The organism is Mesorhizobium sp. C089B (genome assembly GCF_030323125.1).
Classification (GTDB): domain Bacteria; phylum Pseudomonadota; class Alphaproteobacteria; order Rhizobiales; family Rhizobiaceae; genus Mesorhizobium.
This window is the reverse complement of record NZ_CP100469.1, coordinates 66778-91958: the sequence shown is the minus strand read 5'-3', so window position 1 is coordinate 91958 and position 25181 is coordinate 66778. Positions and strand designations below refer to the sequence as shown.

The window sequence follows — 25181 nt, the reverse complement described above, 5'->3', positions numbered from 1 at the left end:
CGCTTCTACCTGATCCGGTCGAGGATGGAAACGTAGTTGGCGACGGCAGCGCCACCCATGTTGAAGATGCCGCCAAGCTTTGCGTCCGGCACCTGGATGCCGTCTGCTTCGCCGGTCAACTGCATGGCGGTCAGCACATGCATCGACACACCGGTGGCGCCGATCGGATGGCCCTTGGCCTTCAGCCCGCCCGAAGGATTGACCGGGAGCCTGCCGTCTTTTGCCGTCGTGCCGTCCAGCGCCAGCCTGGCGCCCTCGCCCGGCTTGGCCAGGCCCATCGCCTCATATTCGATGAGTTCGGCAATGGTGAAGCAGTCATGCGTCTCGACGAAGGAGAGGTCGTCGAGCGTCACGCCGGCCTTCTTCAAAGCCAGGTTCCAGGCCTGCGCGCAGCCTTCGAAGGACAGGATGTCGCGCTTCGACATCGGCAGGAAATCCTGGACATGCTCGTTGGCGCGGAAGGCGACGGCGCGGCGCATCTTCAGCGCCGTCGAGGTGTCGGTCAGCACAAGGGCGGCTGCACCATCGGAGACCAGCGAGCAGTCGGTGCGCTTCAGCGGACCGGCGACGAAGGGGTTCTTCTCGCTTTCCTGGCGGCAGAATTCGTAGCCGAAATCCTTGCGCATCTGCGCGTACGGATTGTCGACGCCGTTCTTGTGGTTCTTGGCGGCAATCATCGCCAGCGCGTCCGACTGGTCGCCATAACGCTGGAAATAGGCCTGCGCGATCTTGCCGAAGACGCCGGCAAAGCCGGCCGGCGTGTCGCCCTCCTCCGGCAGATAGGAAGCTTTCAGCAGGTTCTTCCCGATCTCAGGCCCGGGCGTCGTCGTCATCTGCTCGGCGCCGACCACCAGCACGATGCGGGCAGCGTTTGCGTCGATGGCGCGGATGCCTTGCCGGACCGCGGCCGAACCGGTGGCGCAAGCATTCTCGACCCGCGTCGCCGGCTTGAAGCGCAGTCGGTCGTCGGCCTGCAACACGAGGCTGGCGGTAAAATCCTGTGGGGAAAAGCCGGCATTGAAGTGGCCGAGCACGATCTCGTCGACCTCATCCGGGCCGATGCCGGCATGGTCGAGCGCGTCGACCGCGACCTTGGTGATCAGGCCTTCCAGCGTCTCGCCTTCCAGCTTGCCGAAGCGCGAATGCGCCCAGCCAACGATGCATGCGGTCATGGCGGTCTCCATTCTTGGCGCCAGCCTAACATGTGGGCAAATGGCGCACTTCGCCTTTATTGTTCAAATATAAACAATCCCGCCCGCATCGAAAAGGGCCGCAAGCCGACAATCGCTTGGTGCAGGTTCCAATCGGATCGTTTTTTGTTGATTGACGCGTCAATAAAAAATAATCTCCGCCGCAAAAGCCGGGAACATCATGCCTAAAGTCGGAATGGAACCGTTGCGCCGCAAGGCGCTCATCGACGCGACGATCTCGGCGATCGGCGAGCGCGGCTCGCTTGACGTGACCATGTCGGAGATAGCGGGGCGCGCCGGTGTGTCGTCAGCATTGGCTCACCACTATTTCGGCGCCAAGGATGAGCTGCTGCTGGCGACGATGAGGCATATTCTGGCCGAGCTGACGATCGACATGCGGCGCGCGCTGCAATCCGCCGGCTCGCCGCGCGAACGTGTTTCGGCCGTGGTGGCCGTCAACTTCTCCGACATCCAGTTCCAGCCGGAAACCATCGCGGCCTGGCTCGCCTTCTATGTCGAGGCGCAGAAATCATCGGCCTTGCGCCGGCTGCTCAGGGTCTATGCGCGGCGGCTGCATTCCAACCTAATGAGCGGGCTGACCGGCATCTTGGCCAGGCACGAAGCCGACCGCGCGGCGGAAGCGGTCGCGGCGATGATCGACGGGCTCTACATCAGGCGGGCGCTGAAGGACGGCGTGCCGGACGCGGCGACCGCGATTGCGCTGGTCGAGGACTATCTCGAAATCAAACTCGGCGGGCGACAGACACAGTGACAGCCTCAGTGATATCAAGGCGACCCAACATCCTGATCGTCATGGTCGATCAGCTCAACGGCACGCTGTTTGCGGACGGGCCGGCGGACTTCCTGTATGCGCCGCACCTCAAGGCGCTGGCCGCGCGTGCCGCGCGCTTCGGCAACAACTACACGGCCTCGCCGCTTTGCGCGCCGGGCCGCGCCGCTTTCATGAGCGGGCAATTGCCGTCGCGCACCCAGGTCTATGACAACGCCGCCGAATTCGCTTCCTCGATCCCGACCTATGCGCATCATCTGCGCAACGCCGGCTACTACACCTGCCTGTCGGGCAAGATGCATTTCGTCGGGCCGGACCAGTTGCACGGTTTCGAGGAGCGGCTGACCACCGACATCTATCCCGCCGATTTCGGCTGGACGCCGGATTACCGCAAGCCTGGCGAACGCATCGACTGGTGGTATCACAATCTGGGCTCGGTGACCGGCGCCGGCGTCGCCGAGATCACCAACCAGATGGAGTATGACGACGAGGTCGCCTTCCACGCGGTGCAAAAACTCTACGACCTTGCCCGCACCTCCGACGATGCGGCCAGCCGGCCCTGGTGCCTGACGGTTTCCTTCACCCACCCGCACGACCCCTATGTCGCACGGCGGCAATATTGGGATCTCTATGAAGATTGTCCGGCGCTCGAACCGGAGGTGGGATTCATCCCCTATGCCGATCAGGACCCGCATTCGCAGCGGCTTTACCGCGCCAGCGACTACGACAGTTTCAACATCACGCCGGAGCAGATCCGCCGCTCGCGGCGCGGCTACTACGCCAACATCTCCTATCTCGACGACAAGGTCGGCGAGTTGATGTCAGTGCTGGAACGTACGCGCATGCTGGACGACACCATCATCCTGTTCTGCTCCGACCATGGCGACATGCTTGGCGAGCGCGGCCTGTGGTTCAAGATGAATTTTTTCGAGGGCTCGGCGCGAGTACCTTTGATGATCGCCGGCAAAGGCATTCCTGCAGGGCTGATCGAGGCGCCGGTCTCCAACCTCGACGTGACGCCGACGCTGTGCGATCTCGCCGGCATCGACATCTCCGCGATCGCACCGTGGACCGATGGCCAGTCGCTGCTGCCGTTGCTTGATGGCGGACAGCGCACCGCGCCGGTGCTGATGGAATATGCCGCCGAGGGCTCCAACGCGCCGTTGGTGGCGATCCGCGACGGCCGCTACAAATTCATCCATTGCGAGATCGACCCGCCGCTTCTGTTCGATCTCGAAGCCGATCCGCAAGAACGCACCAATCGTGCCACCGATCCGGCGCATGCCGATCTGGTGGCGGCCTTCACGGGAGCCGTGCGAGCGCGCTGGGACATGGCGGCATTCGATGCCGCGGTGCGCGTCAGCCAGGCGCGGCGCTGGGTGGTTTATCCCGCGCTGCGCAACGGCACGCATTACCCCTGGGAGTTCCAGCCACTGCAGAAGGCGTCGGAACGCTACATGCGCAACCACATGAACCTCGACAATCTCGAGGAACAGAAACGCTTTCCGCGAGGCGAATGATGACAATTGTCCCCTCCCTCGAGCACCTCAGACAGGCCTATGCCGTGACGTCGAAGGCGACGCAGATCACGCCTTTGCTGGAATCGACAGCCTTGGCCAAGGAGACGGGTGCGGCCCGCGTCTTCATCAAACCGGAATCGCTGCAATGGGCGGGATCGTTCAAGGTGCGCGGCGCCTATTGGCGGTTGAAGCGGCTGTCGCCGGATGAGGCCATAAAAGGCGTCGTCGCCTACTCCTCCGGCAATTTCGCGCAAGGGTTGGCAGCCGCCGGCCAGACGCTCGGCATTCCCGTCACCATCGTCATGCCGATCGACGCGCCGGCCGCCAAGCGCGATGCCACTGCAGGCTATGGCGCGCGCGTCGTGCTGACCGATCATGGCGAGCGCGCCCGTGAAGAGGTCGCAGCCGCCAAGGCCCGCGAGATTGCCGAGACCGAAGGGCTGGCGTTGCTGCATCCATTCGACGATCCGGAGATCGTTGCCGGCCAGGCCGGCGCCGGGCTCGAAGCGCTCGAACAACTCGAGGCAAAGGACGCCAGTGCCGACCTTCTGTTCTGCTCGGTCGGCGGCGGCGGACTGATCGGCGGCATGTCGCTCGCCTTCCACTATCTGTCGCCGGCAACCGAGATCATCGGCGTCGAGCCGGAAGGCTTCAACGGCATGGGTGCATCGCTAGCGCATGGCGCCATCGAGACCATGCCGATCGCGCCGAAATCGATTTGCGACGGGCTGATGTCGCGGCGGCCGGGCGACGCGCCGTTCGCGGCGGTCAAGACCGCTGGCGTGCGCGGCATCACCGTCGACGACCAATCGGTTAGGCGAGCGATGAAGATCGCCTTCGAGCGGATGAAGCTGGTGCTCGAGCCGTCAGGCGCCGCCTCTCTGGCGGCGCTGCTCGGCGGCAAGGTGGATGTGACGGGTAAAACGGTCCTGGTCATGGCTACCGGCGGCAATGTCTCGCTCGCCGATTTTATTTCGCATATGAACGATGGGCGCATGTGAACCATGCTTGAAGCAGACTTCGTCATCATCGGCTCCGGCTCGGCCGGCTCGGCCATGGCCTACCGGCTGTCGGAAGACGGCAAGCATTCGGTGATCGTCATCGAGTTCGGCGGCACCGATATCGGGCCGCTGATCCAGATGCCGTCGGCGCTGTCGATCCCGCTCAACATGAGCCTTTACGACTGGGGCTTTGCCAGCGAACCAGAGCCGCATCTCGGCGGCCGCGTGCTGGCGACGCCACGCGGCAAGGTGATCGGCGGCTCGTCCTCGATCAACGGCATGGTATATGTCAGGGGCCACGCACGCGACTTCGACCACTGGGCCGAACAGGGGGCGGCCGGCTGGGGCTTCGCCGACGTGCTGCCCTATTTCAAGCGCATGGAGGACAGTGACGGGGGCGAGGACGGCTGGCGCGGCCACGGCGGCCCGCTGCACGTCCAGCGTGGCCCGCGCAAGAATCCGCTCTACGGCGCCTTTGTCGAGGCCGGCCGCCAAGCCGGGTTCGAACTGACCGACGACTACAATGGTTCGAAGCAGGAAGGCTTCGGGCCGATGGAGCAGACCATACGCGGCGGCCGCCGCTGGTCGGCCGCATCAGCCTATCTGAAGCCGGCGCTCAAGCGGCAAAATGTCAGCGTGATCAAAGGCTTCGCCCGTCGTGTGATCATCGAGAATCAGCGCGCTGTCGGCGTCGAGATCGAAGCTCACAAACAGATTCAGGTCGTTAAGGCGCGACGTGAGGTGATCGTTGCCGCATCATCGATCAATTCGCCCAAGATCCTGATGCTATCCGGTATCGGCCCGGCCGCGCATCTCAAGGAGAACGGCATCCAGGTCGTGGCCGACCGGCCCGGTGTCGGCCGCAATCTGCAGGATCATATGGAGCTCTACATCCAGCAGGAATCGACCCAGCCGATCACGCTGAATTCGGTTCTCAACCCATTCTCCAAGGCTCTGATCGGGGCGCAGTGGCTGTTCTTCAAGACCGGCCTCGGTGCCACCAACCATTTCGAGGCCGCGGCCTTCGTGCGCTCGCAGGCCGGCGTCGACTACCCCGACATCCAGTATCACTTCATCCCGGCTGCGGTGCGCTATGACGGCAAGGCGGCGGCGAGGGCCCATGGCTTCCAGGCCCATGTCGGGCCGATGCGGTCGAAGTCGCGCGGCTCGGTGACGCTGCGCTCTCCCGACCCGAAAGCGACGCCGGTCATCCGCTTCAACTACATGTCGCATCCAGACGACTGGACCGAGTTCCGCCACTGCATCCGGCTGACCCGCGAGATCTTCCGCCAGAAGGCTTTTGACGGCTTTCGCGGCAAGGAAATCTCGCCGGGTTCGCACGTCCAGTCGGACGAGGATCTCGACGCCTTCATCCGCGATCATGCCGAGAGTGCCTACCACCCGTGCGGCACCTGCAAGATGGGCCGCGCCGACGACATCATGAGCGTGGTCGATCCGGAGTGCCGGGTAATCGGCGTCGACGGCCTGCGCGTCGCCGACTCCTCGATCTTCCCGCGGGTGACCAACGGCAACCTCAACGCGCCGTCGATCATGACCGGCGAGAAGGCCTCCGACCACATTCTCGGCCGCACGCCACTGGCGCCGTCCAACCAGGAACCCTGGATCAATCCGCGCTGGCAGGTGGCGGATCGATAGGGCATTGTCCGGCGGACTGCTCCGCAATAGCGAATACATCTGGAGAACAGCATGCGCGCCCAGCCAACGGCATCGCACTATGTCAACGGCCGCTACATCGAGGACGAAGGCGGCGCGCCGCTGCCGGTGATCTATCCGGCGACCGGTGAGGTCATCGCCACTTTGCATTCGGCGACTCCGAACGTGCTGGAGCTCGCCATCGAAGCCGCGCGGGCCGCACAACCGGCCTGGGCGCGGATGAAGCCGGTTGAGCGTGGCCGCATCCTGCGCCGCGCCGCCGACATTTTGCGCGCGCGCAACGCCGATCTGGCGCGGATCGAGACGCTCGACACCGGCAAAGCGATCCAGGAGACGCTGGTGGCGGATGCACTATCGGCCGCCGACTGCCTCGAATATTTCGGCGGCGCGGTTGCCGCCTTCAACGGCGAGGCGATCGATCTTGGTGGACCTTTTGCCTATACGCGCCGCGAGGCGCTCGGTGTGTGCGTCGGCATCGGCGCCTGGAACTATCCGATCCAGATCGCCGGCTGGAAATCCGCCCCGGCGCTCGCCATGGGCAACGCCATGGTATTCAAGCCTTCGGAGAACACGCCGCTGTCGGCGCTGGCGCTGGCCGAGATCTACTCAGAGGCGGGCCTGCCCGACGGGCTGTTCAACGTCGTGCAAGGCTATGGCGAAGTCGGCGCCGGCCTCGTCGGCCATGATGTCGTTGCCAAGGTTTCGGTGACCGGCTCGGTGCCGACCGGCCGCAAGGTGCTGTCGCTCGCCGGTTCGAAGATGAAGCACGCTACCATGGAGCTCGGCGGCAAGTCGCCGCTGATCGTGTTCGACGATGCCGATCTCGAAAACGCCGTCGGCGGCGCCATGCTCGGCAATTTCTATTCGACCGGGCAGATCTGCTCCAACGGCACGCGCGTCTTCGTGCAGAGCGGCATCCATGACCGCTTCGTCGACCGGCTGGTCGAGCGGACGAAAAAGATCCGCATCGGCGATCCGCTCGATCCTGAGACGCAGATGGGGCCGCTGGTCAACAAGGCGCAGCAGGAGAAGGTCGTTTCCTACATCGCGGCCGGCAGGCAGGATGGAGCAACGCTCGCCTGCGGTGGCAACGTGCCGTCGCTGCAAGGTTTCGATGGCGGCTTCTTTGTCGAGCCGACGGTGTTCACCGGTGTCACCGATACGATGCGCATTGCGCGCGAGGAGATTTTCGGGCCGGTGATGAGCGTGCTGAAGTTCGACGGCGAGGACGAGGTGATCGACCGCGCCAACGACACCGAATTCGGCCTCGCCGCCGGCGTCTTCACCCGCGACCTGCAGCGCGCTCATAGGGTGATCGCCGAACTGCAGGCCGGCACCTGCTGGATAAACGCCTACAATCTGACGCCGGTGGAAATTCCGTTTGGCGGGGTGAAGCAATCCGGCATTGGGCGCGAGAACTCGCTGGCGGCTTTAGCGCTCTATTCGCAGCTGAAGGCGGTGTATGTCGAGACCGGGGATGTAGCGAGCCCGTATTGAGGGGTTGGCGCGAGGCACCCCCCTCTGCCCTGCACGGCAGAGGGGGGTGCCTCGCACCGGCCTCTCAACAACCTCACCCCTTCTGCGCTGTCCCATCAAGATACTGCGTCAGCGCGCAGACCAGATGATAGAAGATGCTGGCCGGCACGTCCGATGCCAAGGAGCGGCCGCGTTCGTCGATGCGGTCGATCCACAGGCCGAGCGGCGCCGGGTCGATGTGCCAGCGGAATAGCCGGCCGACGCGCGCCTCGATTTCGGGCTTGAGGTCGGGACCGCCCGAGCCATCCAGCGCAATCGCCGCCTTGATCGCTTCCGCCTGCGGCCAGCTGCGCGATACGAGGTCGAGCGGCAGGCCCTGCCGGGAGACCGCACCGTAGGCAAGGCCGGTGGCGCGGTTGAGGCCGTTGGCGATGGCCGAGGCGTAGAGCTTGCGGGCAAAATTGCTCAACTCGCCCTGGCCGCTGCGGGCGACGAAATCGGTGAGCAGCGAGGCCCATTCGAAATGATGGCCGGGCTCGGTCCATGTGCCCTTCTCGCCGGCGGCCGGCTTCCACCCGGCGTCGAAATATTCGCCCAGCGTCCAGCTCTCGGCATCGAAGAAATGACTGCGGAAAAGGTCGATGATGCGCGCGGCGCGGCGCAGATAGGTGCGGTCGCCGGTCGCCTCATACCAGGCGAGGAAGGCCTCGAGCAGATGCATATGCGGGTTGGAGCGCCGCTCGCCCTCCCCGTCGGACGTCTCGAGGAAACCGGTCATGCGGCTGTCCTCGAGATGCGCGTCGAGGAACACGAAGGTCTCCTGGCCCAGCCGCAGCGCATCCGGATTGCCGCACATATGCGCATGCGCCAGCGCCAGCAGCACGCAGGAATGGTCGTAGGCATCCTCGGTTGGGTCGGCGACGGAGCCGTTGACATTGAGCGTGCGCACCCAGCCGCCCCGGTCCGTGCGGCCCTTGCCGGCCATGAAGGCGATGCCATGGGAGATCAGGCGATCGGCTGGACCGTCCCAGCCGCGGGCCTTGGCAACGGCGAAGGCGTAGACTTGCCTCGCCGTCGTGCGCATGCGCTTGGGCTTCAACAGCGCCTCGCCGTGGAAGCCGAGCGCCTCGTGGAAGCCGCCATGACGCTCATCGACGCCTGAAGTCGACCACAGCGGCAAGGTCTCCTCGAACAGCCAGTGATGCACGCGCCGACGCCAGGCGCCGCTCTCGATGACGCGGTCGTGTGCCGGCGTAAACCTGGTTTCCAGCCGGCCCGACTTTTCCAGCTGCTCGACGATTTTCTTGACGTGCTGGCTGTGGCTGACCGGGGCGACGAAGGTGGCGTCCGCCGTCGAGACGATGGCGACATCCTTCATACCGATTGCCGACAAAAGCCGGCCGTCGCTTCTGATGTAGGAGTTTTCGCAATCAATGGCGACGACATCGCCGACGACGACATTGCCCTTGGCGTCGGCAGGGCCGACATCGAGCAGCGACTGCCAGGAGCCGAGGTCGTTCCAGCGGAAGCCGGCCGGCACCATGGCGATGTCCTTGGCCCGTTCCATGATGGCGTAGTCGATCGAGTTCGACGGGATGGCGGCGTAGAGGTCGAGCGGCATATAGAGGCCGGACAGGTCGCTCGTTGCCGCCTTGTAGGCGGTTTCGGTGGCCTGCCAGAGGTCGGGTTGGAAGGTGGCGAAGGCGTCGCGCATGGCGCCGGCGCGAAACAGGAAAATGCCGGTGTTCCAGTAGAAGGTGCCCGCACTGAGATAGCTCTGCGCAGTGGCGAGGTCGGGCTTTTCGACGAAGCGCGACACGTCGAAGACGCCGCCGCTTTCGGCTGCGACTTCGATATACCCATAGCCGGTCTCGGGCTGCGTCGGCTTGATGCCGAACACCACCAGACGGCCGGCAAGCGCTGCCTGGCTGCCCGCCTCGACGCTCTGCCAGAACTGCTTGGGCGTGGCGATTTCGTGGTCTGACGGCACCACCAGCACCAGGCTGTCGCCGAACTCCGACAATGTGCGCAGCGCGGCCAGCGCCACGGCGGCAGCCGTGTTGCGCCCGGTCGGCTCGAACAGCGGGCCACCGCCGGCGAGGTCGAGGCCGGCAAGGTCGGCATGCACGCGCTCGGCATGGCGCTCGGCGGCGATCAAGAAGATCGGCGTTTCGCCCTCCGGCCGCGCCGTCAGCCGGCGCAGTGTCTTGGCCAGCATCGAGCCGTCCCCGGAAAGATCGTGGAACTGTTTCGGGTTGTCCTCGCGCGACAGCGGCCACAGCCGCGAGCCGACACCCCCGCTCATGACAAAACTGACGATGCGCTCGCTCATGAAAGGTCCAATCAGAACGTCTGGTTGTAAGCGCCGACTTCGGGGCTGCGGCGCAGCACGGCGTCGACGGCCTCGAACATCTGCCGGCGGCGGTCGGACGATGTCGGGCTTTCGACAACCACGACAAGCTCCGGCTTGTTCGATGACGCCCGCACCAGCCCCCAGGTGCCGTCCTCAGCCACGACGCGCACGCCGTTGACGGTGATCAGGTCAGCGATCTTCTGGCCGGCAAAAGTCTTGCCGGCGCGCTGCATCGCCTGGAAGTCCGCCACCACCCGATCGACCACGCCGTATTTCACATCGTCGGCGCAATGCGGGGACATGGTCGGCGTGCCGAAGGTCAGCGGCAGCGCGCGATAGAGATCGGCCATCGAATTTCTGGGGTTCCGGTCGAGCATCTCACAAATGGCTATTGCCGTGATGAGACCGTCATCATAGCCGCGGCCGATCGGCGGGTTGAAGAAGAAATGGCCCGACTTCTCGAATCCGGCGACGGCGCCAAGCTCGGCGACCCGGCGCTTGATATAGGAATGGCCGGTCTTCCAGTAATCTGTCTTCGCGCCGTTGCCACGCAAAACGCTGTCGGTGTTGAACAGGCCGGTCGATTTGACATCGACGACGAAGGTCGAGCCGGGATGCTGGCTGGAGATATCGCGCGCGAGCATGACGCCGACCTTGTCGGCGAAGATCTCGTTGCCCTCATTGTCGACCACGCCGCAACGGTCGCCGTCGCCGTCGAAGCCCAGCCCGACATCGGCGCCGGTCTCCAGCACCTTGTCGCGGATGGCATGCAGCATCTGCATGTCTTCCGGGTTCGGGTTATAGCGCGGAAAACTGTGGTCGAGCTCGACATCGAGCGGGATCACCTCGCAGCCGATGCGCTCCAGCGCCTGCGGCGCGAAGGCGCCGGCAGTGCCGTTGCCGCAAGCGGCCACGACTTTCAGCTTTCGCGCGATGCGCTTGTCGCTCACCAGATCGTCGAGATAGGTCTCGCGAAAACCGGAGACGAATTCGTAGGAGCCACCGCCGGCAAGATCGAAATCGCCCGACAGCACGATCTGTTTCAGGGCGCTCATCTCCTCCGGTCCGAAGGTCAGCGGCCTCGCCGCACCCATCTTGACTCCGGTCCAGCCATTCTCGTTGTGCGATGCCGTGACCATGGCGACGGATGCCGCGTCGAGCGCGAACTGGGCGAAATAGGCCATGGGCGACAGCGCCAGGCCAATGTCTTTCACCTTTGCGCCCGCAGCCATCAGGCCGGAAACCAGCGCCAGCTTGATGGCAAGCGAATAGGAACGGAAATCATGCCCGGTGACGATGTCGGGACCCGCGCCAAGACGGCGGATCAAGGTGCCCAGGCCCATGCCCAACGCTTGGACGCCGATCAGGTTCAGGTCCGGCGGTTGCGTCGAACCGGCATGGCCAAACCACCAGCGCGCGTCGTATTCGCGAAAGCCGGACGCCTTGATCAGCGCTTCGGTTTCGAATTCGAAGCTGTTGGGCCGGGCGTCGCCTACGATTTTCAGGGGCAAGGCAGCAAAGCTCCAGATGGCGAAAACACGATCTATCGAGGCTGCGACTTAGCACACAAGGCTTTAAGCCGGGTTTATCCCGGGAGGGAAAGCCAAGCTTTGCGGCAATGCCCAACGAAAGCCAACGAAATGCGACAGAAGCGCTGCCATTGCCGCTTGCAGGAACGGTATGCGGCGGCTATAAGCCCGCGGTCTGGTCACGGAGTGTAGCGCAGCCTGGTAGCGCACCTCGTTCGGGACGAGGGGGTCGCAGGTTCAAATCCTGCCACTCCGACCAGAAAAAACAGACACTTAGGTGTTTGTTCTCCCGAGACCCACAAGATGGCGTAATGCAAACCGGCCGCGTCGGCGTTCGCTGTCAGCATGGTGTTTTGACGCGACAACCATCCGCGCTACCTCGATAATAGGAATGCCGCCGAGACAGCGGCCCGGAACGAGGTTTGCGGAAGATGAATTTGTTGATTTCAAGCCGGCTGTCAGCGCTGCTCGCTTTGTCCCTGGCGGCAGGCTGCTCATCGCTGGGCAGCGCGGTGAACCCGGCGAAATACGACAGCATGACATGCGCCGAGCTCAACACCGCCGTAGGCGATACCGCGCGCGACATCTCGCAAACCGCCATCACCCGCGGCAAGGTCGCCAACACCAGCGTGCCGAACTGGCTGCTCGGCGGCACGCGCGTGAAGAGCGCAGTGGCCAAGCGTGAGACGGCCAGAATCGAACTGCTGAAGCAGCGGCAAGAGGCCATTGTCGCGACAAGGGCCAACAGATGCCCCGGGTCAGCGGGCTAAGCGAACTGGCCCTACCCTGACTATCTGCTGAACGTCACGCCTTAAGCACTCAGCCTGAAGCGCGTGACATCGATCGCCGCAGCCATCAGCGTCTGGGTGTAGGCAGCCTGCGGGTTGCTGAAGATCTCTTCCGTCGGGCCTTCCTCGACGATCTTGCCCTGCCTCATGACGATGATGTAGTCGGCCATGGCGCGCACCACGGAGAGATCGTGGCTGATGAAGAGGTAGGACAGTTCGTGGTCGGCCTGCAGCTTGCGCAGCAATTCGACGATCTGCTTCTGCACCGAGCGGTCGAGCGCCGAAGTCGGCTCGTCCAGCACCACCAGTTTGGGCTTCAGGATCACGGCACGCGCGATGGCGATGCGCTGGCGCTGGCCGCCGGAGAATTCGTGCGGGTAGCGGTTGCGTGCGTTGGGGTCGAGGCCGACCTCGAGCAAGGCCTCGACGGCGCGCTGATCGCGTTGCTTGCCTGACAGGTTCGGCTCATGCACCAGAAGCCCTTCGGTGATGATCTGGCCGACGGTCATGCGCGGCGACAGCGAGCCGAACGGATCCTGGAAGACGAGTTGCATCTCACGTCGCAGCGGTCGCATCGCCTGGCGGTCGGCGGTGGAGATGTCGCGGTCGCCGAAGCGGATGACACCGTCGCTGGGCAACAGGCGCAGAAGTGCGCGGCCGAGCGTCGATTTTCCCGAACCGGACTCGCCGACGATACCGATGGTCTGGTTGCGCTTCAGCCGGATCGAAATGTGATCGACGGCGCGTAGCAGCAGCGGTTCGCCGGCAAGGAAGCCGCCGCCGATCTTGAAGGTCACTTCGACATTGCGGCCCTCCAGCAGCACCGGAGCGCTGGGCGGCGGCGCCGCCTTGGTGCCGGTCGGTTCGGCGGCCAGCAGCATTTTGGTATAGGCATGCTGCGGGTTGGCGAAAAGTGCTTCCGCCTCGCCTTCCTCGACCACCTCGCCATAGCGCATGACATAGACGCGGTCGGCAAAGCGCCGGACGATGCCGAGATCGTGGGTGATAAAGACGATGGCCATGCCGAGCTTGCGCTGTAATTCGGCGAGCAGCACCAGGATCTGCGCCTGGATGGTGACGTCGAGCGCCGTCGTCGGCTCGTCGGCGATCAGGATGTCGGGGTCGTTAGCCAATGCCATTGCGATCATGACGCGCTGGCGCTGGCCACCCGACATTTCGTGCGGATAGGATTTCATCCGCCGCTCGGGATCGGGGATATGCACCAGCCTGAGCAACTTGAGCGCCTCGTTCCGTGCCTCGGCTGCGTTCAGCCCGCGGTGCTTGCGGATCGGTTCGATAAGCTGGTTGCCGATCGAATAGAGTGGATCGAGCGAGGTCATCGGCTCCTGGAAGATCATGCTGATCTTGGCGCCGCGCACCTTGTTGAGGTCGGGCTTGCTCATGGTCAAAAGGTTGCGGCCGCGATAATCGACGTGACCCGTCGCCTCGCCATTGGACGCCAGCAGGCTCATCGCCGCCATCATGGTCTGGCTCTTGCCGGATCCGGATTCGCCGACCACGGCAACGGTTTCACCTGCCTTGACGTGGATGTTGATGCCCTTGACCGCTTCGACCGCGCCGTCGAGCGTGCGGAAGCGGACGCGAAGGTCCTTGACGCTGAGGATCGTTTCGGGCGTTTCCATCGCAACGGTCCCCATCTTATCGGTCCCCATCTTTATCGGTCCCATCTTCATCGGTCTCTCGGATCGAGCGCGTCGCGCAGGCCGTCGCCGACGAAGTTCAGTGCAAACAGCGTCGACACGAGGAAGAAGGCGGGGAACAAAAGCAGCCAGTTGGCGGTGCCGATGTTCTTGGCGCCGACGGAGATGAGCACGCCCCAGCTGGTCATCGGTTCCTGCACGCCAAGGCCGAGGAAGGACAGGAAACTTTCCAGGATGATGACCTGCGGCACCAGCAGCGTCATGTAGATCACCACTGGTCCGAGCAGATTGGGGATGACATGGCGCAGCAGGATGCCGCGCTGGCCGACGCCCATGGCTTCGGCCGCCTGGACATACTCCTGCCGCCGGATCGACAGCGCCTGGCCGCGCACGATGCGCGCCATGTCGAGCCACAGCACCGCCCCGACCGCCAGGAACATCAGCACGAAATTGCGGCCGAAGAACACCACCAGCATGATGACAAAGAAAATGAAGGGCAAGGAATAGAGCACGTCGACGATGCGCATCATCACCTCGTCGATCTTGCCGCCGGAAAAGCCGGCCGCCGCCCCGTAGAGGACGCCGATGACCACCGCGACAATGCCGGCAAGCAGGCCGATGGCCAGCGAGATGCGCCCTGCCATCAGCGTTCGCGAGAGAAGATCGCGACCGGTGTTGTCGGTGCCGAACAGGAAGTACTGCTGTTTGACCGACGCAGTCATAGTCAATTCGAGCCCGTCGGCCGATTTGCTCTCTATCTTGGTATCGTCGAAGGCATCGGAGCGGTCAAGATAGCGGATGTTGCGGTCGTCGATCGGTTTGGTCGAGGTGACGGTGACGGTGACGCGACTGCCGTCCAGTTTCCACTCCTTGATGTCGACGCGCATGCGCTTGATGGCATCCTTGAGCGCCGTCTCGATCATGTCGGGCTTCGGATAGGCTGAAAAGCTTGGCGGCGTGCGCACATAGTCGGCATAGATGGTGGTGTACTGATGCGGCACGAACCAGGGGCCGAAGATGCTGATGACGCCAATGAAGGCCAGGTAATAGAGGCTGAACATGGCGGCGCGGTTGGCTTTGAGGCGCGCCCATGCGTCGCCCCAGAGCGAGCGGCCGACGACGGCCGGCGGAGCGGCGGCGGCTGTGATGTCAGTCATAGCGCACCCTCAGTCATAGCGTACCCTCGGGTCGACGACCGCGTACATGACGTCGACGATCAGGTTGAAGACGATGGTGAAGAGCGCGATCACCACCACGGTCCCCATCACCAGCGTGTAGTCGCGGTTGAGCGCGGCATCGACGAAATAGCGGCCGACACCGGGAATGGAGAAGATGGTCTCGACGATGACCGAACCGGTGAGCAGCGCCGCGGCTGCGGGGCCGGTGAAGGAAACGATCGGCAGGATGGCGCCGCGCAGCGCGTGCTTGACCACCACCGACCAGTCGGAGAGGCCGAGCGCACGCGCCGTTCGGATATGATGCGAACGCAAGCTCTCGATCATCGACCCGCGCATCAGGCGGGCAACGATGGCGATCTGCGGCAAGGCCAGCGTCAGCACCGGGCCGATCTTGTTGATCAATGCGCCATCACCCCAGCCGCCGATCGGCAACAGCTTCCAGGTCAATCCGAACACCAGCTGAATCACAGGAGCGATGACGAAGGTGGGGATAGTGCTGCCGGCGGTCGCCAGCGCAATCACCGTATAGTCGCCAAGCTTGTTCTGGTTGAGCGCGGCGATGGTGCCGAGCACCGAACCAAGCAGCAGCGCCAGGATCAGCGCCGAGGTGCCGAGCTGGACCGATATCGGCAGCCCCTTGGCAAACAGTTCGGTGACGGTGAAGTCAGGCAAATTGTAGCTCGGCCCGAAATTGCCGCGCAGAAGATTGCCGAGATAGTGGGCATATTGCAGCCAGAGCGGATCGTCGAGGCCGAACTGTGTTTCCAGATTGGCCCTGATCTCGGGACTGAGGCCCCGCTCCTGATTGAAGGGGCCGCCCGGTGCGACGCGTATCAGGAAGAACGCCATGGTCACGATGACGAATAGCGTCGGAATGGCGGTCAGAAGCCGCCGTAAGATGTATCGCAGCATCGGCGCCCCGCTTCGGCCAGAGCGACATACGTCCATGCGGACGCATTGCCACGCTCCGGCGCCAAATCTTCGCACCGGGCTTGCCGAAAATCGACCACGACTTTCGGACCGGTGCGATGACCGACCAGTCCGCCGCGCCCAAATGGGGCGCGGCGGTCCAGTCAAGGATGATTATCAGTCCTTGGAGACGAAGCGGGACGGATGGATGTCCATCACATTGTCATCGAAGCCATGCAGCTTCGAGGAAACGATATCGTGGAAGCTGTAGTAGAGAAGCGGAATGTTGCCGACGTCATCGACAAGGATGCGCTCGGCCTCAGTGAGGTCCTTCATGCGCTCTTCCGGCTTGCCGCCGGCAGCCGCGGCCTTGTCCATGGCCGCCTCATATGCCGGGCTGACGTAGTTCGAATAGTTGTTGCCGCTGGCCTTGCGGGTGATGCCGAGGAAGGTCTCGGGATCCTTGTAGTCGGCGATCCAGGCGGCACGCGCCACGTCGTAGTTGCCCTTCTGCTCGAGGAAGGAATAGTGGGTCTTGGTATCGGTGTTGAGCAGCGTAATCTCGACGCCAAGCGGCTTCAACTGTTCCTGGATGGCAACCGCGGTGTTCTTGTGGTTTTCCGAGGTGTTGTAGCGGATCTCCATCTTCAGCGGATGCTCGGGCGTATAGCCGAGTTTCTCAAGGATCTTCTTGGCGGCGTCCTCGCGGTCGATCTGCGGCATGTCGGCGTATTTGGCCATTGCCGGCGTGTAGCCGGCGATGCCCGGAGGCACCATCGAATAGCCAGGCAGCATGGAATTCTGCCAGACCTTTTCGGCCAGGAAGTCGCGGTCGATAGCCATCGAGATGGCGTTGCGCAGCTCGACATTGTCCCAGGGCGCCTTGTCGGTCTTGATCGCGTAATAATAGGTGCCGAGATACGGTCCGACGCGGACCTGATCGCCGAACTTGGTCTTGAGGTCAGCGAGCTGTTCGGTCGGCAGGTCGCCGTAGCTGTCGAGTTCGCCTGCCTCGAAGCGCTTCATCGCCGAAGAGCGGTCTTCGGTCGGGATGTAGTTGACGACGTCCATCTTGACGGTCGCGGCATCCCAGAATTTCGGATTCTTGACCAGCTTCATGTGGTCGTTGGGAATCCACTCGGCCAATGTATAGGCGCCGTTCGAAACGAGATTGCCCGCCTTGATCCAGTCGGCGCCGAGCTTGTCGATCGAGGCCTTGTTGACCGGGTAGGTAGCCTGGTGGGTCAGCATCTCCAGGAAGTATGGCGTCGGCGCCTTCAGCGTCACTTCCAGGGTGTTGGCGTCGATCGCCTTGACGCCCATGTCCTCGGGCTTGCCTTTCTTGGTGTTGACTTCCTCGGCGTTCTTCACGGGATAGAGCATGGAAGCGTATTCGGCGGCGGTCGCCGGATCCTCCAGCCTACGGAAGGAATAGACGAAGTCGTCCGCCGTCACCGGGCTGCCATCCGACCACAAGCCGTCCTTGCGCAGCTTGAAGGTGTAGACGGTGCCGTCATCAGATACCGTCCAGCTTTCGGCGGCGCCCGGGATGAGGTTCGTCTTCTGATCGTGCATGACCAGTCCCTGGAACAGGTCGCGTATGATATCGGCTTCGTAGACGGTCGAGGTCTTGTGCGGATCGACCGTCTCCGCTTCGGCGGCGCTGCCTCTGTTATAGACGGTCTCGGCAAGGGCCGGCGTCAGGAACGTGCCTGCGGCAAAGGTCATGGTCGCGGCGACAAGCGTCGCCTTCAGCATATTTTTCAGCATGAAGTCTCTCCCTGTGGCGCTGCCCATCGGCTGCGCCTTACGAGTGTTGACGCCCCGGAACCGATTTCTGGCCCCTTCGAGCGCGCCGCCGGTTCCCGTTCCGGCAGCTGGTGGCAGGAGACTAGACAGACGGAAATATTATTTCAACCGAGTCTTGCTTGACGCTAAGTGAGCATCCTCACCCTAAACCAGCCATAGCTAATCTATACTATCAGGTTCAATTGGGTGCAGCTCGAGGTTGTCCTGTAATTTTGCCTTTTGCCCTCAGCAGTTGTCATTAGCGCAACCAACTGGAAACATTTCAGGAATGCCGTTCGTGGCCAAGCTCGACGAAAGTACCGAAGAAGCCCGAAAATGAAAAACGTGGCGCCGGTGACGTTGCGCGGATCACTCGGCACGGTTGCATGCGGACACGATCTTTTTTGAAGGCGGACGGCGTCCCTGAAAGATCAGCCTACCTTGCCGACAAACCAGCCCAGGGCAGGCAGCAACAGCCCCTCCTCCTGCAGGACGGCACCGCCACCCAGAGCGATCGCCTCGACAAGCTGGAGATCCGGCGGCAGCCGCCAGTCGGCCGGCTTGTCGGCGAAATTGAAGACGCAGAGCAATATCTCGTCCTCGCCCTGCCGGATGAAGGCAAGGACATCGCCGTCGGTATCGAGAAAGCGGATCGGGCCCTTGACCAGCGCCAGATGCGCCTTGCGCAAGGCGAGCATCGTCCGGTAGCCGGCGAGCACGGACTTGTCGTCGGCGTTCTGGATATCGACCGCCCGAGCGCGGTGGCTTTCCGGCACCGGCAGCCAGGGTTTTCCCGAGGAAAAACCGGCATTGTCGGCGCCCGCTTCCCAGACCATCGGTGTGCGGCAGCCGTCCCTGCCCTTTACCCCCGGCCAGAAACGGATGCCGACGGGATCGCGCAGATCCTCGAAGGTCAGTTCCGCCTCCTCCAGCCCAAGCTCTTCGCCTTGGTAGAGACAGATCGAGCCCCGCAGGCAGGAGAGCAAAGCGATAGCGAATGTCGCCACCGCATCTGGATCGCCGCCCGGCCGCGTCCAGCGGCTGACATGGCGCACGACATCGTGGTTGGAGAACGCCCAGCAGACCCAGCCGTCGGCGACAGCTGCCTCGAAGGCCTCGACGCAGCCGCGCACATGGGCGGCTGAGAATTGCTGACCGAGCAGGTCGAAGGTGTAGCACATGTTGAGCTTGTCGCCGCCGGATGTGTAGGCGGCCAGCGTCTGCAGCGAACGGCCTTCGTCGCCGACCTCGCCGACACTGGCGCGGCCGTCATATTCGTCGAGCAAAGCGCGGAAGCGCCTGAGGAAACCGAGGTTTTCCGGTTGCGTCTTGTCGAACAGATGCTCCTGGAAGAGATAGGTGTTGGTTTCGCCATTGGTGCCGGCGACGCTCGACGCCAGCGGCGGATTGCTGCGCATCCAGCGGTCGTGAACATAGTAGTTGACCGTATCCAGGCGGAAGCCGTCGACGCCGCGCTCGAGCCAGAACCGCACCGTCTGCAACAACGCGTCTTGAACCTCAGGATTGTGGAAGTTGAGGTCCGGCTGCGAGGCGAGGAAATTGTGCATGTAGTATTGCCGGCGGGTCGCGTCCCACTCCCAGGCCGGGCCGCCGAAGACCGACAGCCAGTTGTTGGGCGCGTTGCCGTCCGGTCTGGTGTCGGCCCAGACATACCAGTCAGCCTTGGGATTATCCTTGCTGGCACGGCTCTCTACAAACCATTCGTGCTTGTCGGAGGAGTGCGACAACACCTGATCGATGATCAACTTCAGGCCGAGCCTGTGCGCCTCGGCAACCAGCGCGTCAAAGTCGTCGAGCGTGCCGAACATCGGATCGACCGCCTGATAGTCGGAGACGTCGTAGCCCATATCGGCCATTGGCGATTTGAAGAAGGGCGACAGCCAGACGGCGTCGACGCCGAGCGAGGCGACGTGCGCCAGCCGTGAGGTGATGCCTGAGAGATCGCCGCTGCCGTCGCCGGTGGTGTCCTGGAAGGAGCGAGGATAGATCTGGTAGATGACGCAGCCGCGCCACCAGTCGGCGCTCTGTTCGGGTCCCGGCTGGGCATTGTCGTCGGCCATCACGGACCCTTCCTGGCGCGGGCCTTTGCGGTCCGGCGCTCGATCATGAAACTGACACTGCGGCCGGGCAGCGGCCACGCGAGGTCGACCGCTTGCGCTTCAACAGCCGGCTGCCATTCAAACCCTTGCCGCGCGGGCAGCGTGAAGACGCATTGGCGGCGATCGCCATTGACGATCACAGCCAGGCGGCCTTCCCCGCCATCGCCGAGCAGCATGACGAGGCGATGGCGCGAGCCATCGTTCCAGTCGGCTTCGCCGAGCGGCGCGCCGGTCTCGGTCAGCCACGCGACGTCGGGCACATCAGAACCGTCCGGCGGCTCTCCGGTCAGGAAGCGCGTATCGGAAAGCGCCGGCACCGCGCCGCGCAGAGCTGCGAGCGCGGACACATGGGCTTCCAGCCCGACGTCGCGCCCGGCCCAGTCGAGCCAGGTGATGGCGTTGTCCTGCGCATAGGCGTTGTTGTTGCCCCCTTGCGTGCGGCCGAATTCATCGCCCGCCGTCAGCATGATGGTGCCGCGCGAGGCAAACAGAGTGGCGAGCAGCGCGAAGCGATCATGGGAACGGGCCTCGGCAATCGCCTTGTCCGAGGTTTCGCCCTCGACGCCGTTGTTCCAGGACAGGTTCTCATTGTGGCCGTCGCGGTTCTTCTCGCCATTGGCTTGGTTGTGCTTGGCTTCATAAGCGACGATATCGGCCAGCGTCATGCCATCGTGCGCGGCGATGAAGTTGACCGTGCGGCTGGCGGATTGTCCCTCCCTGCCGAACACATCGGAGGAGCCGGCGAGCCTTGTCGCCAGCGCACCGACCGTGCCGGCATCGCCGCGCCAGAAGCGCCTGACGTCGTCGCGGTAGCGGTCGTTCCATTCGAGGTAAGGCGGCCGGAAATTGCCGAGCTGATAGCCATTCGGGCCGATGTCCCACGGCTCGGCGATCAGCACCCTGTCGGCAAGCAGAGGATCGCCAGCGATGGTTTCGAGCAACGGGGCTGCCGGATCGAATGCGCCATCGACGCGACCGAGGACCGGCGCCAGGTCGAAGCGGAAACCGTCGACGCCGGCATGGCGGACGAAATGGCGTAGCGTGTCGAGTACCATGTCGCGAACGACCGGATGATCGCAGGCAATGGTATTGCCGGTGCCGGTATCGTTGGCCAACCTGCCGTCCGGCTCGCTGCGGTAGTAGGCTTGATTGTCGAGGCCGCGCAGCGACAGCGTCGGCCCGAGCCGGTCACTTTCGCCGGTATGATTGAAGACGAGATCGAGGATGGTGCCAATGCCAACCCTGCGCAGCACCCCCACAGTATCGCGCAACTCGGCGAGGCCGCCCGGCGCCAGCCGCGGATCGAGCGCCATGAAGGTGACTGGGTTGTAGCCCCATGCGTTGCTGAGGCCGAGCGGCGGTAGATGGCGCTCATCGATCCATGCCGTCACGGGCATTAGCTCAACGGCGGAGACGCCGATCTTTCTGAGGTGTTCGAGGATGGCCGGATGCGCAAGTGCCGCAATGGTGCCGCGCTGCGCTTGGGGCACGTCCGGATGCAGTCTGGTGAAGGAACGGACATTGAGTTCGTAGATCAGGCCGCCCGGCTGGAACAAAGGCGCCTTGGCCGGCAGCGGCTTGGGCAGCGCGCGGGCGACGGTCTTCGGCATCAGCGGCGCGGTATCGGTGCCTTCGTTGCGCCGGGCGGCAAGCCGCCAATGATGCTGGTAGGGCCGGTCTATCTCGACAGCGTAGGGATCAGTGAGCAGCTTGTCGGGATCGAACCACAGCCCGCGCTCCGGCGCATATTCGCCGTCGGCGCGAAAGCCGTAGCGCGTACCCGCGGCAAGGCCGGCGACGAACAGCGCATGGACGCTCTCGCCTTCCGGCTGAAGTTCGAGCCGGTCGATTTCACGGGCGCCGGTGTCGTCGAAGATCGACACCCACAGGCGCCGCGCGGACGACGACCAGGCGGCGAAGCGGATGCCTTCGGGAGTGACCGTTGCGCCGAGCTGGGTCATCGGCGCATCCTCCACCCTCCCCCTTGTGGGGAGGGTCGCGAACGAAGTGAGCGGGGTGGGGGTCGGCGCGGGGAAAGCGCTTTACGAGCACCCGCAACCCGAGCCGCTGCGCGGATCGACCCTCCCCACAAGGGCGAGGGTAAAGACGTCACCACCCTCAAGTAATCACGCTCGGCTTGTTGCGCCCGGTGTGGCTCTTGATCCCGGCGATATCATCGGCAGCCGCGATCAGGTCGGCGAGCGCCTCTTGCGTGTCGAGATCATGCCGCGCTCTGTCCGGCTCGTAGCGCTCGATGTAGACGCGCAGCGTAGCACCCGACGTGCCGGTGCCGGACAAACGAAACACGACACGCGAGCCGCCTTCGAACAGGATGCGGATGCCCTGGTTCTTGCTCACCGAACCGTCGACCGGATCGTGATAGGCGAAGTCGTCGGCATTGGCGATCTTCAGGCCGCGCACGCTGGTGCCGGGCAGCGAGGTCAGCTTGGCGCGCAACTCGTCGACCAGGGCGTTGGCGCGCTCGGTTTCGACCTCCTCATAGTCATGACGTGAATAGTAATTGCGGCCGTAGGTCGCCCAATGTTCGGTGACGACGTCCTTGCAGCTTTCGCCGCGCACGGCCAGGATGTTCAGCCACAACAGCACCGCCCACAGCCCGTCCTTTTCACGGACATGGTTCGAGCCGGTGCCGGCGCTTTCCTCGCCGCAGATCGTTGCCATGCCGGCATCGAGCAGATTGCCGAAGAACTTCCAACCGGTCGGCGTTTCGTAGATGCCGATGCCGAGCTGTTCGGCGACGCGGTCGGCAGCGCCGCTGGTCGGCATCGAGCGGGCGATGCCTTTGAGGCCGTCCTTGTAGCCCGGCGCCAATTGCGCATTGGCGGCAAGCATGGCCACCGAATCCGACGGGGTGACGAAAATGCCCTTGCCGATGATGAGATTGCGGTCACCGTCGCCGTCGGAAGCGGCGCCGAAATCGGGCGCATCCGGTCCCATCATCTCGTCATAGAGATGCTTGGCGTGGACCAGGTTCGGATCCGGGTGATGGCCGCCAAAATCCGGCAGCGGCTTGTAGTTGCGGCAGGTGCCATTCTCCGCGCCGAGCCGGCGCTCGAGGATTTCCTTGGCATACGGGCCGGTGACCGCATGCATGGCGTCGAAGCGCATGCGGAAGCCGTATTTGAAATTGGCGCGGATGGCGTCGAAGTCGAACAGGCTCTCCATCAATTCGGCATAGTCGGTGACCGGGTCGATAATCTCGACCGCCATGCCGCCGGCGGTCACCGTGCCGATCTTGTCGATGTCGATCTGGTCGATGTCGGCGGTCTTGAAGCTCGAAATCGTCTTGGTCTTTTCGAAGATCGCGTCGGTCAGCTTTTCCGGCGCCGGGCCGCCATTGCCGGCATTGTACTTGATGCCGAAATCCTCGTGCGGGCCGCCCGGATTGTGACTGGCCGACAGGATGATGCCGCCGAAGGTCTTGTATTTGCGGATGACATGCGACGCCGCCGGCGTCGACAATATGCCGCCCTGCCCGACCATCACCTTGCCGAAGCCGTTGGCCGCCGCCATGGCGATGGCCTTCTGGATGACCTCGCGGTTGTAGAAGCGGCCGTCGCCGCCGATCACCAGCGTCTTGCCCTCAAAGCCCTCCAGCGCGTCGAAGATCGACTGGATGAAGTTCTCGGCATAGTGCTCCTGCTGAAAGACAGGCACCTTCTTGCGCAGGCCGGACGTGCCGGGTTTCTGGTCGAGATAGGGTTTGGTGGCGACGGTCCGGATCATGCTTCAGGCAACCCTTTTCGAAAGCAGCAGGCGGTAGAGTTCAACGTATTTGTCGGCGCTCTTGTCCCAGGAGACATCGGCCTTCATGCCCTGGCGCTGGATCTGTTCCCAGACGGCCGGGCTCGAATGCGCATCGACCAGCCGGCGGATGGCGTGCAGCATGGCGCCGCCACTATTGGGCGCGAACTGGAAGCCGGTGGCGACACCGGCCGAGATCGCTGCTTCATTGGCGTCGATGATGGTGTCGGCAAGGCCGCCGGTGCGGGCGACGACCGGCACGCAGCCATAGCGTAGGCCGTAAAGCTGGGTCAGCCCGCAAGGCTCGAAGCGCGACGGGATGACGATGGCGTCGCAGCCGCCCTGCATGGTGTGGGAAAGCCCCTCGTCATAGCCGACGACGACGCCGACACGGCCGCGATGGCGGGCGGTGGCAGCCAGCAGCGCGCCTTCCAGGCCGGCGTCGCCTGAGCCGAGGATCGCCAGCCGCGCGCCGGTGGCGACGACGCCGTCGACCACAGCCGCCAGTATGTCCATGCCCTTCTGCCAGGTCAGCCGGCTGACGACGCAGACGATCGGACTGTCGTCGCGCTCGAGGCTGAAGCGGTCCTCGACAACCGCCCGGTTGGGAAGCCGAGCCTTGAGCGTCGCGGCGGAGTAGGCCGACACCAGATGCTTGTCGGTCTCCGGGTTCCAGATGTCGGTGTCGATGCCGTTGACGATGCCGTAGAGGTCGGAAGAGCGCATGTTGATCAGGCCGTCGAGGCCCATGCCGAATTCCGGCGAGCGGATTTCCTGGGCATAGGTGGGGCTCACCGTGGTGATCGCCCAGGCCGCCTGCAGGCCGGCCTTGAGGAAGCCGACGCCGCCATAGTATTCTACGCCGTCGAGCGCCATCGCCGCGGCCGGCAAGCCGAGCTCGCCAAAAATGCCGGCGCCGAACTGACCCTGGAAGGCAAGGTTGTGAACCGTGATCAGCGACGGCACGCCGACCGCCTTGCCGTAGCGCATATAGGCCAGCGTCATCGCCGACTGCCAGTCATGGGCGTGGACGAGATCCGGCTGGTAGCCGGAAATGGCGCCGCCGGCGATATCGCCACCGACCTGGCTCAGGGCAGCAAAACGCCGCCAATTGTCGGGCCAATCGGCGCCGGCCGCATTGCCGTAAGGGCCGCCGGGACGGTCGTAGAGATGCGGCGCGTCGAGCACGAACAGGTCGAGCCCGGCGATCTTGACGGCATGGACCGAAGCCTTGCCGCCCTGCAGCAGCGGGTATTGGTAGACAGCCTTCTTTTTCTTGAAGGCGTCCATCACCTGGGGAAAGCCGGGGATGAGCGTGCGCATGGTCACGCCCTTGGCGGCCAGCGCGATCGGCAATGCGCCGGTCACGTCGGCAAGTCCGCCGGTCTTGATCAGCGGGAATATCTCGGGCGTGACCGACAGAACCTGCATGCGTTTAT

The 25181-nt window shown here is 63.8% G+C and carries 17 protein-coding genes and 1 tRNA gene; 7 read left to right on the top strand and 11 right to left on the bottom strand.

Going from position 1 to position 25181, the window contains the following annotated elements:
- Positions 1-5: 5 nt before the first annotated feature.
- A complete protein-coding gene (locus tag NLY44_RS00365; protein WP_023805733.1) occupies positions 6-1172 on the bottom strand; it encodes an acetyl-CoA acetyltransferase in 1167 nt (388 codons plus the stop codon).
- Positions 1173-1371: 199 nt separating this feature from the next.
- Between NLY44_RS00365 and betI the strand changes: the two genes are divergently transcribed.
- Genes betI through betB form a run of 5 tightly spaced genes read left to right on the top strand, consistent with a single transcriptional unit; the run spans position 1372 to position 7672 of the window.
- Positions 1372-1962, top strand: a complete 591-nt coding sequence (gene betI / locus NLY44_RS00360) for a choline-binding transcriptional repressor BetI (protein WP_023805734.1) — start codon at positions 1372-1374, stop codon at positions 1960-1962.
- A gap of 8 nt (positions 1963-1970) precedes the next feature.
- Positions 1971-3500, top strand: coding sequence for a choline-sulfatase (gene betC / locus NLY44_RS00355; RefSeq protein WP_023805735.1), 1530 nt, complete (start codon positions 1971-1973; stop codon positions 3498-3500).
- A complete protein-coding gene (locus tag NLY44_RS00350) occupies positions 3497-4501 on the top strand; it encodes a threonine/serine dehydratase family protein (protein WP_023805736.1) in 1005 nt (334 codons plus the stop codon). Before betC ends, NLY44_RS00350 begins: the two co-directional genes overlap by 4 nt.
- 3 nt (positions 4502-4504) lie before the next feature.
- Positions 4505-6157, top strand: coding sequence for a choline dehydrogenase (gene betA, locus NLY44_RS00345; protein ID WP_023687207.1), 1653 nt, complete (start codon positions 4505-4507; stop codon positions 6155-6157).
- A gap of 51 nt (positions 6158-6208) precedes the next feature.
- Positions 6209-7672 (top strand): betaine-aldehyde dehydrogenase, encoded by a 1464-nt coding sequence (gene betB / locus NLY44_RS00340; RefSeq protein WP_023805737.1) that lies wholly within the window; start codon positions 6209-6211, stop codon positions 7670-7672.
- Between the two features lie 73 nt (positions 7673-7745).
- Here betB and NLY44_RS00335 read toward each other — a convergent pair whose 3' ends face one another.
- Positions 7746-9983: a mannose-1-phosphate guanylyltransferase/mannose-6-phosphate isomerase gene (locus NLY44_RS00335; protein WP_023805738.1), complete on the bottom strand. Its 2238-nt coding sequence runs from the start codon at positions 9981-9983 to the stop codon at positions 7746-7748.
- 11 nt (positions 9984-9994) lie between these two features.
- A complete protein-coding gene (locus NLY44_RS00330; protein ID WP_023805739.1) occupies positions 9995-11515 on the bottom strand; it encodes a phosphomannomutase/phosphoglucomutase in 1521 nt (506 codons plus the stop codon).
- A gap of 200 nt (positions 11516-11715) precedes the next feature.
- On the opposite strand from NLY44_RS00330, the gene NLY44_RS00325 reads away from it, so the two are divergent.
- Both NLY44_RS00325 and NLY44_RS00320 read left to right on the top strand, forming a co-directional pair.
- A tRNA-Pro gene (locus NLY44_RS00325) sits at positions 11716-11792 on the top strand.
- Positions 11793-11964: 172 nt separating this feature from the next.
- Complete coding sequence (locus NLY44_RS00320; protein ID WP_023805740.1) at positions 11965-12303, top strand: hypothetical protein; 339 nt, start codon at positions 11965-11967, stop codon at positions 12301-12303.
- Positions 12304-12344: 41 nt separating this feature from the next.
- Here NLY44_RS00320 and NLY44_RS00315 read toward each other — a convergent pair whose 3' ends face one another.
- The 8 genes from NLY44_RS00315 to glgA all read right to left on the bottom strand — a co-directional run bounded on the left by NLY44_RS00315 (position 12345) and on the right by glgA (position 25173).
- Positions 12345-13964: an ABC transporter ATP-binding protein gene (locus NLY44_RS00315; protein ID WP_023702233.1), complete on the bottom strand. Its 1620-nt coding sequence runs from the start codon at positions 13962-13964 to the stop codon at positions 12345-12347.
- A 47-nt stretch (positions 13965-14011) separates the two neighbouring features.
- Entirely contained in the window at positions 14012-15139 is a 1128-nt protein-coding gene (locus NLY44_RS00310; RefSeq protein WP_023670736.1) for an ABC transporter permease, read from the bottom strand.
- 9 nt (positions 15140-15148) lie between these two features.
- Positions 15149-16072 carry an ABC transporter permease subunit gene (locus NLY44_RS00305; protein ID WP_023670735.1) on the bottom strand — a complete coding sequence of 308 codons (924 nt, stop codon included), beginning with the start codon at positions 16070-16072 and terminating at the stop codon, positions 15149-15151.
- A gap of 174 nt (positions 16073-16246) precedes the next feature.
- Positions 16247-17839 (bottom strand): peptide ABC transporter substrate-binding protein, encoded by a 1593-nt coding sequence (locus NLY44_RS00300; RefSeq protein ID WP_023670734.1) that lies wholly within the window; start codon positions 17837-17839, stop codon positions 16247-16249.
- 449 nt (positions 17840-18288) lie between these two features.
- On the bottom strand, positions 18289-19938 hold the full coding sequence (bglA, locus tag NLY44_RS00295) for a beta-galactosidase BglA (RefSeq protein WP_023805741.1): 1650 nt from the start codon (positions 19936-19938) through the stop codon (positions 18289-18291).
- On the bottom strand, positions 19938-21938 hold the full coding sequence (gene glgX, locus NLY44_RS00290) for a glycogen debranching protein GlgX (protein WP_023805742.1): 2001 nt from the start codon (positions 21936-21938) through the stop codon (positions 19938-19940). The genes bglA and glgX overlap by 1 nt, the downstream gene beginning before the upstream one ends.
- Before the next feature lie 157 nt (positions 21939-22095).
- A complete protein-coding gene (locus tag NLY44_RS00285) occupies positions 22096-23724 on the bottom strand; it encodes an alpha-D-glucose phosphate-specific phosphoglucomutase (RefSeq protein ID WP_023752773.1) in 1629 nt (542 codons plus the stop codon).
- A gap of 3 nt (positions 23725-23727) precedes the next feature.
- On the bottom strand, positions 23728-25173 hold the full coding sequence (gene glgA, locus NLY44_RS00280) for a glycogen synthase GlgA (RefSeq protein ID WP_023692759.1): 1446 nt from the start codon (positions 25171-25173) through the stop codon (positions 23728-23730).
- Positions 25174-25181: the final 8 nt, after the last annotated feature.

Coding starts and splice junctions, on each gene's coding strand:
- NLY44_RS00350 (WP_023805736.1), top strand. CDS start 3,497: ATGATGACAATTGTCCCCTCCCTCGAGCACCTCAGACAGGCCTATGCC.
- NLY44_RS00335 (WP_023805738.1), bottom strand. CDS start 9,983: ATGAGCGAGCGCATCGTCAGTTTTGTCATGAGCGGGGGTGTCGGCTCG.
- NLY44_RS00315 (WP_023702233.1), bottom strand. CDS start 13,964: ATGGAAACGCCCGAAACGATCCTCAGCGTCAAGGACCTTCGCGTCCGC.
- glgA (WP_023692759.1), bottom strand. CDS start 25,173: ATGCAGGTTCTGTCGGTCACGCCCGAGATATTCCCGCTGATCAAGACC.
- NLY44_RS00320 (WP_023805740.1), top strand. CDS start 11,965: ATGAATTTGTTGATTTCAAGCCGGCTGTCAGCGCTGCTCGCTTTGTCC.
- NLY44_RS00300 (WP_023670734.1), bottom strand. CDS start 17,839: ATGCTGAAAAATATGCTGAAGGCGACGCTTGTCGCCGCGACCATGACC.
- NLY44_RS00365 (WP_023805733.1), bottom strand. CDS start 1,172: ATGACCGCATGCATCGTTGGCTGGGCGCATTCGCGCTTCGGCAAGCTG.
- bglA (WP_023805741.1), bottom strand. CDS start 19,938: ATGGCCGACGACAATGCCCAGCCGGGACCCGAACAGAGCGCCGACTGG.
- betB (WP_023805737.1), top strand. CDS start 6,209: ATGCGCGCCCAGCCAACGGCATCGCACTATGTCAACGGCCGCTACATC.
- betA (WP_023687207.1), top strand. CDS start 4,505: ATGCTTGAAGCAGACTTCGTCATCATCGGCTCCGGCTCGGCCGGCTCG.
- NLY44_RS00285 (WP_023752773.1), bottom strand. CDS start 23,724: ATGATCCGGACCGTCGCCACCAAACCCTATCTCGACCAGAAACCCGGC.
- NLY44_RS00310 (WP_023670736.1), bottom strand. CDS start 15,139: ATGACTGACATCACAGCCGCCGCCGCTCCGCCGGCCGTCGTCGGCCGC.
- glgX (WP_023805742.1), bottom strand. CDS start 21,938: ATGACCCAGCTCGGCGCAACGGTCACTCCCGAAGGCATCCGCTTCGCC.
- NLY44_RS00305 (WP_023670735.1), bottom strand. CDS start 16,072: ATGCTGCGATACATCTTACGGCGGCTTCTGACCGCCATTCCGACGCTA.
- betI (WP_023805734.1), top strand. CDS start 1,372: ATGCCTAAAGTCGGAATGGAACCGTTGCGCCGCAAGGCGCTCATCGAC.